The sequence below is a fragment of the Streptomyces flavofungini genome, assembly GCF_041028215.1.
GTDB classification, from domain to species: Bacteria; Actinomycetota; Actinomycetes; order Streptomycetales; family Streptomycetaceae; genus Streptomyces; species Streptomyces flavofungini_B.
Map to the genome: position 1 here is coordinate 1 of NZ_JASKYR010000140.1, position 14,467 is coordinate 14,467.

Consider the following 14,467-nt stretch of genomic DNA (forward strand, 5'->3'; position numbering starts at 1 on the left):
CCCCGGACCCCAGCGGGGACGCCGCCGCGCCGCACCGCGCCCGGCCGCCAAGCGCGAGCGGCACCGGGCCGTCCGCACCCCCACCGTCCTCCAGATGGAAGCCGTGGAGTGCGGCGCCGCCGCCCTCGCCATGGTCCTCGCCCACCACGGGCGGCACGTACCGCTGGAGGAACTGCGCATCGCCTGCGGGGTGTCGCGCGACGGCTCACGGGCCAGCAACCTGCTCAAGGCGGCCCGCGGCTACGGTCTGACGGCCAAGGGCATGCAGATGGAACCGGCCGCGCTCGCCGAGGTCAAGGCGCCCGCGATCCTGTTCTGGGAGTTCAACCACTACGTCGTCTACGACGGCATGGGCCGCCGCATGGGCCGCCGCGGCGTCCACATCAACGACCCCGACAAGGGCCGCCGCTTCATCCCCGCCGAGGACTTCGACACCAGCTTCACCGGCGTCGTCCTGGTCCTCGAACCGGGCGAGGACTTCCGCCCCGGCGGGCGCAGGCCCGGCATCGCGCGGGCACTCCCGGCACGGCTGCGCGGCACCACGGGCACCATGCTCGCCGCCCTCCTCGCCAGCCTGCTCCTGGTCGCGGTCGGCGCGGCGCTGCCCGCGCTCAGCCGCACCTACATCGACCTGTTCCTGATCGGCCGCCAGACCTCGCTGCTCGGCGCGCTGTTCGCGTCCATGGGCGCGATGGTGGCGCTCACGGTGGTGCTCACCTGGCTGCAACAGGCCAATCTGCTGCGCGGGCGGATCATCTCCTCCACCCTCGGCAGCGCCCGCTTCCTGCGCCACCTGCTGCGCCTGCCCGTCACCTTCTACGCCCAGCGCAGCCCCGCCGACCTCGTCCAGCGCCTGGCGTCCAACGACGCGGTCGCCGAGACCCTGGCCCGCGACCTCACCGCGGCGGGCGTCGACGGGATCGTCGTCCTCCTCTACGCGGCCCTGCTCTGGACCTACGACCCCCAGCTCACCCTCGTCGGCGTCGGCATCGCCCTGCTGAACATCGTCGCGATGCGCGTCGTCGTCCGCCTGCGCGCCACCGGCACCCAGAAGCTGCGCGCCGACAGCGCCAGACTCACCAACACCTCCTACACCGGCCTCCAGCTCATCGAGACCATGAAGGCCACCGGCGGCGAGGACGGCTACTTCCGCAGGTGGGCGGGCCAGCACGCGACCACCCTCGACGAGCAGCAGCGCCTCGGCGTGCCGAGCGCCTGGCTCGGGGTCGTCGCGCCCACCCTCGCGACGCTCAACAGCGCGCTGATCCTGTGGATCGGCGGCCTGCGTGCCGTGGAGGGCCACCTCTCGATCGGCCTGCTCGTCGCCTTCCAGGCCCTCGTCACCCGCTTCACCGCCCCGATCACCCGCCTCAACGGCGTCGCGGGCCGCATCCAGGACTTCGGCGCCGACGTCGCCCGCCTCAAGGACGTCGAGAACTTCCCCGTCGACACCCTCTACTCCCGTCCCGAACCGGAGGCGAGCACCCGCCGCCTCAAGGGCCACGTCACCCTCGAAGACGTCACCTTCGGCTACAGCCCCCTCGACAAGCCGCTCCTGACCGGCTTCTCCCTCTCCGTCGGCCCCGGACAGCAGGTCGCGCTCGTCGGCGGCTCGGGCAGCGGCAAGTCCACCGTCTCGCGGCTGATCTCGGGCCTCTACAGCCCCTGGGAAGGCACCATCCGCATCGACGGGCAGCGCCTTCAGGACATCCCGCGCGGCGCGCTCGCCGCCTCCGTCTCCTTCGTCGACCAGGACGTGTTCCTCTTCGAGGGCACCATCCGCGACAACGTCGCGCTGTGGGACCCCTCCATCCCCGACGACGCCGTCACCACCGCCCTCAAGGACGCCTGCCTCTACGACGTCGTGGCCCGCAGGCCCGGCGGCATCCACGGCCGCGTCGAGCAGGACGGCAGGAACTTCTCCGGCGGCCAGCGCCAGCGTCTGGAGATCGCGCGGGCCCTGGTGCGCCGCCCCAGCGTCCTGGTGCTCGACGAGGTCACCAGCGCCCTGGACGCCGCCACCGAGCAGGTCATCATCGACAACCTGCGCCGCCGCGGCTGCGCCTGCGTCGTCATCGCGCACCGGCTGAGCACCGTACGGGACAGCGACGAGATCGTCGTGCTCGACCACGGCACGGTCGTGGAACGCGGCCGCCACGAACACCTCGCCCTCGCCCAGGGCCCCTACGCCGACCTGGTCAAGGAGCACTGAGGTGACCTCGGTACCGGAGCAGTACACCCACACCGCCCGCGGCGACGACACGGTCGCCGCCGCATTCGGCGCGCTCGGCACCCCGGTCGACTGCACGGGCCTGCGCAGCGTGCACCTGGAGGGGCCGCAGGTCCTCTGGCTCGTCGTGGCGGGCGCCCTCGACCTGTTCGCCGTCGACGCCGCGCAGCAGGGCCACTGGCACTTCCTCGGCCGCCTCGAACCGGGCACCCTGCTCCTCGGCCCCGTCGAGGGCCCGCAGCACACCCTGGTCGGACGCCCGCTCCAGGGCTGCGCGCTGCGCCGCGTCCCGCTGCGCGAGCTGTACCGCCCCGACCACGGCGACACCTGGGCCCACGAGCAGCGGTACCCCAGCCAGTACGACACCCAGGACGCCGCCCTCAGCCTCCTGGAGCACGCCTTCGCGCTCGGCATCGGACGCGGCCACCGGGTCCTGTTCGAGGCGCCGCTCGACGGCCGCGGCGCGGGCGAGGACGGGGTGACCGACGACGACGTCCTCTGGATGCCGGTCGCACCGGGCAGCGTCCAGTACGGCGCCGCCTACAGCGCGGAGGCGGCGGGCGACCTGCTCGTCGACCCGGCCATGTGGCAGCGTATGGTCAACCAGCAGTACCGCCTCCTCGCCACACTCGACCGCTGGATCGAACGCCTTGAGCGGGCCCACGAGGACCGTACGGCGGCCGGCATCAAGGCGGGCGAGACGGTCCGCGAGCAGGCCGACCGCACACTGATCGCCTCCATCGGCCGTACGGGCAGGGGCGGCGCACGGCGTACCGGCGCGAGCGGCGGTGCCGACGCCACGTACGCGGCCTGCCGCCTGGTCGCGGGCGCCGCGGGCATCACCCTGTCCGGACCGGCGGAGGGCGGCGCGGTGAGCGAGCGCGTCGACCCCGTGGAGCGGATCGCCGTCGCCTCGCGCGTCCGCACCCGCGCGGTCCGCCTCGACGGGCGCTGGTGGCGCGAGAACAGCGGCCCGCTGGTGGGCCACCGCGCCGCGAGCGGCGCCCCGGTCGCGCTGCTGTGGCGGCGCGGCGGCTACGAGTCGGTGCACCCCACATCGGGGCGGCGCACCCGCATCGGCCCGGCCAACGCGGCGGAGTTCGAGCCCCGGGCGGTGATGTTCTACCGCCCGCTGCCGGAGCGGCCGCTGACGCCGTGGCGGCTGTTCCGCTTCAGTCTGCGGGGCACCGGCGGCGACCTGCGCCGGCTCGCCCTCGCCGGTCTGGTGACGGTCGCGATCGGCGCCCTGGTGCCGATCGCCACGGGCAAGGTCCTCGGCGAGTACGTGCCGAACGGCGAGAAGGGCCTCATGGTCCAGGTGTCCCTGGCCGTCATGGTCGCCGGCATCGTCTCCGCGGCCTTCATGCTGCTCCAGAACCTCACCGTCCTGCGGATGGAGGGGCGCATGGAGAGCGCGCTGCAACCGGCGGTCTGGGACCGGCTGCTGCGGCTCCCCACCCGCTTCTTCGCCGCCCGCTCCACCGGCGAACTGGCCAGCGCCGCGATGGGGGTGAGCGCGATCCGCCGCGTCCTGTCGGGCATCGGCCCCGTCACCCTCCAGGCGGGCTCGGTCGCCGCGATGAACGTCGTCCTCCTGCTGCTCTACAGCGTCCCCCTCGCGCTCGCCGCCCTGGGCATGCTGACCGTCATCGCGGCGGTGTTCCTCACCCTCGGCCTGTGGGAACTGCGCTGGCAGCGCCGCCTGGTCGAACTCGGCAACAAGCTCAACAACCAGGCCTTCCAGACCCTGCGCGGCCTGCCCAAACTCCGCGTCGCCGGAGCCGAGAGCTTCGCGTACGCGGCCTGGGCGGGCGAGTTCGCGCGCAGCAGGGAGCTGCAGCGGCGGGCGGGCCGCGTCAAGAACACGACGACGGTCCTGAACGCGGTCTACCTGCCCCTGTGCACCCTCATCATGTTCATGCTGCTTGCGGGTCCGGCGCGCGGCAGCCTCACCGCCGCGGAGTTCCTCACCTTCAGCACCGCGGTGACGATGCTCCTCACCTCCGTCACCCAGCTCACCGGGGCGCTGATCTCGGCGGCGGCGGTGCTGCCGATGTTCGAGCAGATCAAGCCGGTGCTCGACGAGGCACCGGAGGTGCGGGGGACGAGCACCCAGCCGGGCGAGCTGACGGGCGGAATCGAGGCCCGCGGCCTGACCTTCCGCTACACGGACGACGGACCCCTGGTCCTGGACGACGTGTCCCTGTCGATCCGCCCCGGCGAGTTCGTGGCGGTCGTCGGCCCGAGCGGCTGCGGCAAGTCGACACTGCTGCGCCTGCTGATCGGCTTCGACAAGCCGGTCGCGGGCCATGTGCTCTACGACGGCCAGGACCTGGCCGCTCTGGACCAGGCGGCCGTACGCCGCCAGTGCGGTGTGGTCCTCCAGAACGCGCAGCCCCTGACCGGCTCGATCCTGGACTGCATCTGCGGGGCCGAGTCCTTCAGCCAGGAGGAGGCGTGGGAAGCGGCGGCGATGGCGGGCCTGGCCGAGGACATCAAGCGGATGCCGATGGGCCTGCACACCATGATCTCCGGCGGCGGAGCGGTCTCCGGCGGCCAGCGCCAGCGCCTGATGATCGCCCAGGCACTGATCCGCCGCCCCCGCGTCCTCTTCTTCGACGAGGCGACGAGCGCCCTGGACAACGAGACACAGCGCACCGTCATCGACAGCACGCGGGCCCTGAACGCCACCCGCGTCGTGATCGCCCACCGCCTCACCACCGTCATGGACGCCGACCGTGTCGTCGTGATGGCGGAGGGCCGCGTGGTGGAGCAGGGCCCGCCCGCGCGACTCCTTGCCGACGAGGGCGGCAGGCTCCACGAGCTGGTGCGGCGCCAGATGGCGTGAGGGCGGCCGCACCCGGTCGCGAGCCGGGACGGTGCCTCACTCGCCCGCGGGCCTGACGTCGGGCAACTTCTCCAGCTGCTTGGCCTCGTCCGGCCCGGGGTCGGAGGCCAGGAGCTGCTCCGCGCCGTGGTCGAGGCTGCGGGTGAGGGCCATCTGGGCGAGCCCGAAGACCACGGCGTAGGCGACGACGGCCCGCCACGAGCCGGGCTCCTCCACCACCAGCAGACCGCTCGTCCCCACCAGCAGCAGACCGATCACCGCGGTGAGCGCGCCGATGGGGAGCTTGACGAGCTCCTGGTAGAAGGGCAGGTTGTAGGCGTTCCAGCTGCCGCCCATCTTCTGCAGGCGCCCCACCACGTGCATCGCCGCGCCGAGCATGCCGAGCAGCATCACCAGGCCCACGTCCCAGGCGTCCGCGCGGCCCGAGGTGAGACAGGTGCCCGACGCACCGCTTCCGCCGGGATCGCAGACCGGGACCGCTCCCGGCCTTACCCCGGCCAGCACCACCGTCGCCACGAGCAGCAGCGTCAGCGCGCACCCCGTGCGGATGAGGCGGTTGCGGAAGTTCCTGCTGCGGACGGCTCGTTCCTCCTGGACCGCGTAGGCGGCCTTCAGCAGGGAGGCGACGGCGGCGGGTACCCGGGCGTCCTCCGGGGCGTCCGCTTCCTTCAGCCGCTCGACGAGGGCGAGACGCCGGTCCTGACGGCAGAGCGGACCCGCGAGGGACAGCACGCCGTCCGCGCGGCTCCACGCCCGCAGCGGGGTCGACATGGCGACAAGGGTGACTTCGGCGGCGTGCAGACAGGACTGGGTGCCTTCGTACAGGCGGCCGTTCCACCAGCTGCCGAACCGCTGGCGCCCGGCCTCGGCCTGCCGCAGATAGCAGTCGGCGGTGTGCAGCAGATCCTCGGCGCCGGACCACAACTCGTCCTGCCGCACCCCGTAGCGGCAGAGGCGGTCCGGTTCCGGCGTCGTGGCCTCCAGTTCGTACCGCAGGACGGCCAGGCGGGTCCGCGAGCGGTGCAGCCAGGTGCTGGAGTGCGTCCTGCGTCGCTTCTCCGACGCCTCGGGTGCCCTCTCGTCCGCGCTCATGTTCCCCCCCCGTACGGTTCCGGTGTCAGGCCGTCCCTCCGCCCGGCTCGCCACCGCCTCCCGGGGGACGGCAGTGGTCCACCCAGGCCCGGAAGTCCCACGCGTCGAGGAACTCCCGGGCGGCGCTCCGGCCGCTGGCGTAGAGCCGCTCGGTCTGCGCCCTGGAGATCCGGAAGTCGGCGGCCCTGACCCCCGTGGTGTCGACGAAGACGGTGCGCTCCCGCACACATGCCCGGTCGACGTGGAACTGGTCGTGGGCGCCCGTCATGGTGGACACGAGCCGCCTCGTGAGCTCCACCGGGTTGCGCACCGGCCGCCAGTCCTGCCGTGGCGTACGGCGCATCGACAGCTTGACGCCGATGGTCGGCCAGCGGGGCTCCGCCGCGTCCCGCCGGTCGAAAAGGCCGACGGGGAAGTTGGAGAGCAGCCCGCCGTCCACGCACACCAGCGGGCGTCCGCCCTGCGAGGGTCCGGGACGGAGCTTCGTCGGCCGGAAGTAGAACGGGATGGAGGCCGACGCCCGCACCGCGTCGGCGACACGGACGGTGTCCGGGTCGACCCCCAGCAGCGCCCGGCCGTCCTCGGGCAGCCGCAGCACGCGCCCCCGGCTGATGTCGCTGATGACGACGGCCAGCCGGTAGGGCGGAGTGCCCGCGTCGTCGCCGCTGTCCGCACGGCGCAACTGCGCGAAGGTCGTCACACCCTTGGCGCTGAGCCGCTCGCTGACCCACGCGTGCAGGGCGTCGCCCTTGTAGACGCCGTTGTGCAGGAGTACGGCGACCGCCGCCCCCACGAAACCGAAGTGGCGCGCGGGCCCGTCCTGGAAGGAGGTGAAGTCCAGCCCCCGCATCTCCTGTTCCAGCTCGGCCACGGTGTACCCGGCCGCGAGCAGCGCGGCGACGATGGCTCCCGCCGAGGTACCGGCGACCCGCTGCACCGTCCGCGTGGCGGTGAGTTCCCTGAGCGCCCCGGCGAGGGCGATGCCCTTGACGCCACCGCCCTCCAGCACGAGATCGACGGTGCTCTCCGCGACCGAGGAGCCTTTACCGGCAACGCTGTCGTCGTCCATGCTGATCGCCCCCGCGGCGGCCGGGCGAGCCCCGGTGACGCCCCACTCCGTGCCGCTCCCTGGAGCATGCTCCCAGGAGCGGGGGACGTCCAGCGTGTGCGCCTGTTCCGCCGCTGCTTCTCCCAGCCCACCGTCTCCGGCAGCGGGTTGTGGAAGATGGTCGCGCCCACGTTGGCCAGGCCCTTCCTCACGCTGTACGTCGAGGGCCCGCTGTACAGGGGGGCAGCGCGTACTCCTGGAGCGCCTCGCGCTCCACCTTGTTCACCGCCGCGACCTGCTCGTCCACGTCCGCGATCTCCGTCGTGGCCCGGATCTCCTTGTCCAGCTCCGGTGAGCCCGCGCCCGTCAGGTTGGAGTCACGGTCCGAGCAGGAGAAGTCGCACAGACAGCGGGCCCCGAAGGGGTCCATCGAGCGGTTGCCCGAGAGGAACAGGTCGAACTTGCGGTCGCTGAGGATGGTGGAGAAGTCCGCCTCGTCCGCCTTCTTGATGTTCAGCCTGATGCCCACCGGCTTCAGCATCGCCGCGAACGCACCGGCCGTCGCCTTGCCCAGCGCGTCGTCGCCGAGCAGGGTGTAGCCCACCTCAAGCCGCTTGCCGTCCTTCTCCCTGACGCCGTCGGCGCCCGGCTTCCAGCCCGCCGCGTCCAGTTGCTTCTTCGCCTCGTCGGGGGAGTGCTTCAGGACCGCCGAGACGTTGTCCTCGTACCCCTTCCGGAAGCTGTACAGCACCGACGAGCCGGGCAGCGGCTCCTCGTGGTCGAGGCCCTGGAACCGGATCTTCGCGATCTGGCCGCGGTCGATGCCCCAGTCGAAGTCGAGGGTCACCGACATGAGCCACTTCCATCACCGCTGCACCAGGGGCGTCCCGGGGTCGAGGTTGTACGGGGCGAGGGCCCGGTCCATCTGGGCCTCGCTGCGGACCGGGCGCAGCTCCTTGAAGTTCGACCGCGGGTCGAGGAACCAACTGGCCAGGAGGTACGTGACGTTGGTCGCGACCACGATTGTGGTGGAGCTTTCTGCGGGTGTGCGGGTGTGCGGSWGWGMRSGTGKRCGGGTGGCCGGTCCCGCCACGAGGCCGCAATGCTGCCGTAGCGGAGTGATCAACGAATCGGTGCAATTCGGCTGCGAGCCGTCGGCTCAGTCCTCTTCCAGCCGGCGCAGGCAGTCGTCCGCGCGCTCGCGCCGTTCGGTGAGGGTCAGCTCCCACCAGGCCGTGCCGCGTTCGCCGAGGCCCGTCTTCGCGAGCTGGACGCGGGCCCTGGCGGCCTTGCGGGCGGGCTCGTCGTCGCGGGCGGCGGCCACCGCCCTGCGGGCCGCCATCAGGTGGTGGACGAGCCGTTCCCGCACCTCCTCGGCGAGACGGGGGTCGGTGGCCCGCCACCGCCGCCCCTTGACGATGATGAAGTGACCGTCCTCGGTGTGCTCCACGTTCTCTGCCGCCACCCGGACATCATCGCCCGTCGCCATGCCCCGGCGGCCGAACGCGCGGGTGCCGGGCCTGTCGCACGACGGGCCCGGCACCTGTTGCTCACGCGCTGTTGCGCACGCGCGATCGGTCAGACGCGGTCGGCGGCGATCAGCAGATACTGGAACGAACCGTCCCTGTAGGAGTTGATGAACGCCTCCTCGATGCCGGTGACCAGCGAAGACGTCGCCCGCAGCTCCCAGTAGGGCAGGGTCGCCCCCGTCAGGTCGATGACGGTCTGGGGAACAAGACGGTTGTCGGCCATGGCCCGCAGATACTCCCGCCGGGAGTGGATGTTGCACTCGAAGTGCGCGTTGATCTGGGAGACCCACTTCGAGGGCTGGCCGTAGCGCGGGTTCCAGCAGCCGGTGATGGTCACATAGCGTCCGCCGCGGGCGAGGATGCGGGAGTGCTCGGCGAACAGGTCGTGGAGGTCGACGTACATGCTCGACTCGTTGTTCCACGAGGCCGCGACCTCACCCGTACCGAAGGGCGTGTCGAGCATGTTGCACACTCGGGCGTGGACGTGATCCTCGATGCCGAGTTCTCGGGCCCGCCGGTTGGCGAAGTCGGCCTGCTTGGCCGACAGGGTGACGCCCTCGGCATGGCAGCCGAAGCGCTGGTGGGCCATGACCATGGAGCCGCCGCGCCCGCACCCCGCGTCCACCAGCGTGTCCTCGCGCTTGATGGCGCCCAGGTTGTCGAGCAGCACCTCGGCCTGCGCCGATTCGAGCCGGTGCAGTTCGGCGACCAGCCTGTCCTCGTATCCGCTGTCGTCGACGGGGCCGAGGGCGGCGTGGTCGACGTCGCCGATGCCGTAGTGGTGGTGGTAGAGGCCGTCGACGTCACCGAGGCGCAGGTTCACGGGCCTGGCCTCGCCGTCCCAGTAGCGGGCGATGTCACCTTGGTAGGGCGACGCCGGCGCGGGGATGGAGACGGAGGAGCCGGTGGTCAGTTCAATGCTGGTCACGTGAAGGTCCAATCCTTACCAGAAGTCGGGCAGGCTGTATCGATAGGTGTTGGTCTGGTGCCAGTAGTGGTTGCCGTCGACCCACACGGCGACCCCTCGGAGGAAACGCTGCACACTCGGGACGGGGCAGGCGGCCGCCAGGGCGGCGGCCTCTCCTTCGAAGGCGTGCATGAGGTCGTTGTGCACCTCGATCGCCTTGAGGTAGGCGTCCCGGTCGGAGACACCCTCGCGCTCGGCGATCACTACGGGCAGGTTGAGATGTTTTCCGGGGCTGTCGAGTTCCTTGGTGTATGAGTAGAGGTCGTTCACGATGGTGGTGGCGTTCCCTGCCAGCGCGATGACCCGCTGCATGGCGGGCAGGGCGTGCAGGTCGGCGGGGAGTTCGTAGCCACCGACCGTGTCGGTGATCGTGGGGCAGGGGCGGAAGTTGTTGAACTGGCGCATCGCCAGGTACTCCCACACCTCGGGCACATGCTCCTCCTGTGCCCAGGCGGCCTCGGCGAGGTAGCCCATGTGCAGGCGGCCCATGTCGTGCCGGTACCGGTCGGCCTGCGAGGCCGAGGCGTGCTGGAGGAAGTACTCCATGGCGGAGCGGTAGGCCCGCCGGGGCGCGTCCGACCGGAGGGAGTCCACCCAGGGCGGCGCGTACTCCTCGCTCGTGTGCAGCGGGTCGAGCGCCGTGTGCGCGAGCAGCAGGCGGCTGCCGAGGCCGACGGGGGAGCCGCCGTGGTCCTCGCAGTAGCAGTCGTCCAGCACGTTCTCGGCGACCATCAGCCGGGTGGCGGCCATCAGGTGGTCGATGGTGGGCGCGTCCGGATGGCAGGCGACCATGTAGCGGCCGACCGAGAAGCCGTCGAACTGCTCCTCCCACTCCGGGGGGTACACCTGGGCCTCGTCCACCGCCCACGCCTTGATCCGGCGGCTCACCTCCTCGACCCGCGCCGGGTCGGGCGGCGCGATCGGGTGGTGGTAGAGCCCCGGAATCGGCCGCCCCTCCGCCACCGGCGCCTCGGCCTCCGCCGGTGGTTCCGGTGCCGCGACGGCCGCGGGCTCGGCGGGCTCGGCGGGCACCTCCGGCGCCGCGACGTCCGCGGGGCCAGGAGCGGCCGGTGGCTCCGTGAGCGAGCCCAGGCGCAGGCCCGCCGTGCCCAGGCCGTGGGGGCCGCTCAGGACCCGTTGCAGGGTGGGGTCGGGTTGCGCCACCGCGAGCGGCGGGCTCGACTCCAGGGGCGAGGGCCCGGGAGGGACGGGCATCTGTGGCTCCTCGATGAGACGTGGGCTCTACGTGGGCTCGATGAGGGGGTGGGCGGTCAGCCGATGTCGCGCCCGATCTGCACGTTCTCCAGGACGCCGAGGGCGTTGGGCACGAGGATGGCGGCGGAGTAGTAGGTGCTGACCAGGTAGGAGACGATCGCCTGGTCGCTGAGGCCCATGAAGCGCACCGAGAGGCCCGGCTCGTACTCGTCCGGCAGACCGGTCTGCCGCAGCCCGATGACCCCCTGGTTGTCCTCGCCGACACGCATGGCCAGGATGGAGCTGGTGTTCTCCTTGGTGATGGGGATCTTGTTGCAGGGCAGGATCGGGACGCCGCGCCAGGCGGGGACCTGCTGGCCGCCGAGGTCCACGTTGTCCGGGTAGAGGCCGCAGGCGGTGAAGCCGCGCCCGATCGCCGCGATCGTCTTCGGGTGGGCGAGGAAGAACTTGGTCCCGCGCCGGCGGCAGAGCAGCTCGTCCAGGTCGTCGGGGGTCGGTGCCCCCGAGTGGGGCTGGATGCGCTGCTTGAAGTCGGCGTTGTGCAGCAGGCCGAATTCCCTGTTGTTGACCAGCTCGTGCTCCTGGCGCTCGCGCAGCGCCTCGATGGTGAGCCTGAGCTGTTCCTCGGTCTGGTTCATCGGGCCGTTGTAGAGGTCGGCGACCCTGGTGTGGACGCGCAGCACGGTCTGCGCGACCGACAGCTCGTACTCGCGCGGGCTGACCTCGTAGTCCACGAAGGCGCCCGGCAGTTCGGCCTCGCCGACGTGACCGGCCGACATAGCGATCTCGGCCTCGCCTTGACGATTCTGCTTGCGGTCCGAGAGGGAGCTGAACTCCCGCAGATGCCCCTGGAGCCGCGGCGCGGAAGCCACCACGGCGGCGAAGTCGGCGCGGGAGAGGGTCAGGAGGGTGCCCGCGGTCTCGGCCGTGGCGGTGTAGTCCCAGCGCGCGTCGTCGTCGAGGAGGGCGTTCTCGCCGAAGCGGCCGCCATCGGCAAGTACGGCTACGGAGGTCTCGTCGCCGTACTTGCCGAGCGAGGTCTGCTTGATCCGGCCGTGGGCGATCAGATGGATCCGCTCCGCGGGGGCGCCGCGCTCGGCCAGCACCTCACCGGCGCGGAAGTCGCGCTGGACGCAGCGGTCCGCGATCGCGGCCAGTACCTCGTCGTCGTCGAAGCCGCGCAGCAGGGCCAGTTCGCCCAGCTCCTTGGGGACCACGCGGACGTCGGCGCCGTCCTGGACGAACTCGATGCGCCCGTCCCCGACGGTGTAGCTCAGACGGCGGTTCACCCGGTAGGTGCCGCCCTTGGTCTCCACCCACGGCAGCATCCGCAGCAGCCACCTGGAGGTGATCTCCTGCATCTGCGGCGCGGATTTGGTGGTGGAGGCGAGTTTGCGGGCAGCGGCGGTGCCCAGGCTCAACTGCCGGGGCGCCTCCTGCGCTGCCTCCGGGCTGGTCTCAACGGCCATCGGATGAAGTCTCCTTCGACACGGGGGGCGGCGAACGGCGGATGCGTACAGACCGGGAGGAGGAGAGAAGAGGGGGCAATCCCCGGCAATCCGTCCAGATCCACGAAGACGCTAAAGGCCGCCGGGGCCAACTCGCCTGAAAAGTTCGCCGTGTTACTCCGATGCAGCGATCTTGCTGCGCGAGAGGTTTATCGGCATAACCGATGGTTCTCCGCCGATTCGCCGCTTCGGCGAGGTGGGGCCGTACCCGAGTGATGCGTGGTGTTCGGGGGTAGAGCGGGGTGGACCGTTATGGGCGAGGAAAGGGCGACGACGTGATGCAGAGATCCGCCTATGGGGGCTTCGCCCGGCTGAGCGTGACCCTGGGCACGGCCCTGGCGACGACCGTGCTCTGCGCGGGTTCGGGCGCGGGGGCCTCGGGCAGGCATGTCGGCCCGGCGTCGGGGGCCGTGGGGATGGCCACTTCACCGGCGGCGGACGCCGTGGGAAGGCCCGTTGATCGGGCTGCGGGAGCCACGGGCAGGCACGTCGGCCCGGCCGCTGCACCGGCGGCAGGGGCCGCGGAGAGGCCCTTCGAACGGGCTGCGGGAGTCTCGGGCAAGCACGCAGGCCCGGCGTCGGGGGCCGTGGGGACGGCCACTTCACCGGTGGCGGGAGCCTTGGGGGAGGACGTCGAACCGGCTGCGGGCGCCCTGGAGAGGGCCGTCGAACCGGCGGGGTTCTTGGGGAAGGCTGTCGGCCCGGCTGCGGGGTCCTCGAAGGAGGCCGTCGAACCGGCTGTGGGGGCCCTGGGGAGGCCCGTTGAACCGGTTGCGGGAGGCTTCGGGGAGGCCGTCGGACCGGGCGCGGGAGCTGTCAGGGAGGCCGTCGGGCCGGATGCGGGGGCTCTCGGGACGGCCGTCGGGTCGGGCGCGGGCTCCGCAGGAAGAAGCGTCGGGCGGGAACGGTGTCCCATCGTGTACTTCGATCTGGGGGAGACCCTCGTGCACACCGCCGACGACGGCGGCACCAGTTATCGGCCCGGCGCGGCCGCCTACCTGCGTGCCCTGCGGGAACGGCACATCAAGGTCGGCTTGATCACCAATGTGCCGTCCGCCTGGGGCGCGACCGACGCCGAGCGTGCCGCCCGGCTGAGGAAGGAGGTCGACGCCACGTGGCAAGGACCGGCGCCGTTCGCCTGGGAGGACTTCGGCGACCGCGTCCGCACGCCGCGCACCGAGGCCGAGCGCAAACCGGCCCCCGCCCTCTGGCAACGGGCGAAGGCCGGTTCGGGCAACTGCCGGGTCGTCTACCAGGCGGAGACCGCCGAGGAGGTCACCGTGGCCGCCTCACTCGGCTTCGTCCCGTACCAGGTCGGCCTCGCGCACCGGCCTCCGTTCCTTCCGGTACGTCTCGTCGAGCTGCTCGGCCGGCCGTCCCCCGCCTGACCACCCCGCCGCGCAGCAGCAGCTGGAAGACGCCGATCAGCACCACGGTCGCGAGCGCGCTGTGCCACAGCAGGGCGTCGAGGCGCCCGGCCGAGAGATAGGCGCCGACGGCGATGGCGGCCAGCGCGCACACCGCGCGGTCCACGATGCTCTCGACCGAGAGCAGCGTGGCGCGCGGGGCGTGCGCGGGCACCGCGTCGTTCACCAGCTTGCGCTGGACCGGATAGGCGAAGCCGGTCGCGGCGGCGAACAGGCAGAGCAGTGCCACCACGGCCCACGGCCCGCCCACCGTCATGGCCGCAAGCGTGCCCGCGAGCGCGAGGCTGAGGACCGAGACCCAGGCGACCGGCGGGAGACGGCGGCTCAGCCACTGGGGCCGGGCCGCCGCCACCGCCTCGGCCACCGTCATCGCCGCCATCACGCCGCCGTGCGACGCCTCGGCGATGCCGTGGTCGAGCAGGATCGGCTGGAAGAGGTTCACCTGGCAGATCCGGGAGAGCGTGAAGATGGCCACGCCCTGCACCATCACCAGCGCCAGCCAGGGCGACGAGGCGACGCAGCGCAGCGCGGTACCCGCGTCCCGCAGGAACGCGCCACCGCGCGGGGCCTTCCCCGTACGGCCGCCCGGGCCCTTCCCCGTAC

General features: G+C 72.1%; 11 protein-coding genes and 1 pseudogene. 3 read left to right on the plus strand and 9 right to left on the minus strand.

Going from position 1 to position 14,467, the window contains the following annotated elements:
* Positions 1–2,212, plus strand: a 2,212-nt coding sequence (locus tag AB8Z36_RS12590; protein WP_369213343.1) for an NHLP family bacteriocin export ABC transporter peptidase/permease/ATPase subunit, incomplete at its 5' end; no start/stop codon positions are given.
* 1 nt (position 2,213) lies between these two features.
* Complete coding sequence (locus tag AB8Z36_RS12595; RefSeq protein ID WP_369213344.1) at positions 2,214–5,078, plus strand: NHLP bacteriocin export ABC transporter permease/ATPase subunit; 2,865 nt, start codon at positions 2,214–2,216, stop codon at positions 5,076–5,078.
* 36 nt (positions 5,079–5,114) lie between these two features.
* Here AB8Z36_RS12595 and AB8Z36_RS12600 read toward each other — a convergent pair whose 3' ends face one another.
* From AB8Z36_RS12600 to AB8Z36_RS12635, 8 genes are all read right to left on the minus strand, one after another.
* Entirely contained in the window at positions 5,115–6,170 is a 1,056-nt protein-coding gene (locus AB8Z36_RS12600) for a hypothetical protein (protein ID WP_369213345.1), read from the minus strand.
* A gap of 25 nt (positions 6,171–6,195) precedes the next feature.
* Positions 6,196–7,239 carry a patatin-like phospholipase family protein gene (locus tag AB8Z36_RS12605; RefSeq protein ID WP_369213346.1) on the minus strand — a complete coding sequence of 348 codons (1,044 nt, stop codon included), beginning with the start codon at positions 7,237–7,239 and terminating at the stop codon, positions 6,196–6,198.
* 187 nt (positions 7,240–7,426) lie between these two features.
* Positions 7,427–8,071 (minus strand): ABC transporter substrate-binding protein, encoded by a 645-nt coding sequence (locus tag AB8Z36_RS12610; RefSeq protein WP_369213347.1) that lies wholly within the window; start codon positions 8,069–8,071, stop codon positions 7,427–7,429.
* A 12-nt stretch (positions 8,072–8,083) separates the two neighbouring features.
* Complete coding sequence (locus AB8Z36_RS12615; protein WP_369213348.1) at positions 8,084–8,239, minus strand: hypothetical protein; 156 nt, start codon at positions 8,237–8,239, stop codon at positions 8,084–8,086.
* Between the two features lie 138 nt (positions 8,240–8,377).
* Positions 8,378–8,683, minus strand: coding sequence for a hypothetical protein (locus tag AB8Z36_RS12620; protein WP_369213349.1), 306 nt, complete (start codon positions 8,681–8,683; stop codon positions 8,378–8,380).
* Between the two features lie 113 nt (positions 8,684–8,796).
* A complete protein-coding gene (locus AB8Z36_RS12625) occupies positions 8,797–9,675 on the minus strand; it encodes a geranyl diphosphate 2-C-methyltransferase (protein ID WP_369213350.1) in 879 nt (292 codons plus the stop codon).
* A 15-nt stretch (positions 9,676–9,690) separates the two neighbouring features.
* Positions 9,691–10,929, minus strand: a complete 1,239-nt coding sequence (locus AB8Z36_RS12630; RefSeq protein WP_369213351.1) for a family 2 encapsulin nanocompartment cargo protein terpene cyclase — start codon at positions 10,927–10,929, stop codon at positions 9,691–9,693.
* A 56-nt stretch (positions 10,930–10,985) separates the two neighbouring features.
* Positions 10,986–12,398 (minus strand): family 2B encapsulin nanocompartment shell protein, encoded by a 1,413-nt coding sequence (locus AB8Z36_RS12635; protein ID WP_369213352.1) that lies wholly within the window; start codon positions 12,396–12,398, stop codon positions 10,986–10,988.
* A 956-nt stretch (positions 12,399–13,354) separates the two neighbouring features.
* On the opposite strand from AB8Z36_RS12635, the gene AB8Z36_RS12640 reads away from it, so the two are divergent.
* A complete protein-coding gene (locus tag AB8Z36_RS12640; protein ID WP_369213353.1) occupies positions 13,355–13,825 on the plus strand; it encodes a hypothetical protein in 471 nt (156 codons plus the stop codon).
* Here the strand turns inward: AB8Z36_RS12640 and AB8Z36_RS12645 are convergent.
* Positions 13,713–14,467 (minus strand): annotated as a pseudogene (locus tag AB8Z36_RS12645) (MFS transporter); the annotation flags it as partial. The gene AB8Z36_RS12640 and the pseudogene AB8Z36_RS12645 sit on opposite strands and share 113 nt — an antisense overlap.

Coding starts and splice junctions, on each gene's coding strand:
- AB8Z36_RS12635 (WP_369213352.1), bottom strand. CDS start 12,398: ATGGCCGTTGAGACCAGCCCGGAGGCAGCGCAGGAGGCGCCCCGGCAG.
- AB8Z36_RS12610 (WP_369213347.1), bottom strand. CDS start 8,071: ATGTCGGTGACCCTCGACTTCGACTGGGGCATCGACCGCGGCCAGATC.
- AB8Z36_RS12605 (WP_369213346.1), bottom strand. CDS start 7,239: ATGGACGACGACAGCGTTGCCGGTAAAGGCTCCTCGGTCGCGGAGAGC.
- AB8Z36_RS12600 (WP_369213345.1), bottom strand. CDS start 6,170: ATGAGCGCGGACGAGAGGGCACCCGAGGCGTCGGAGAAGCGACGCAGG.
- AB8Z36_RS12630 (WP_369213351.1), bottom strand. CDS start 10,929: ATGCCCGTCCCTCCCGGGCCCTCGCCCCTGGAGTCGAGCCCGCCGCTC.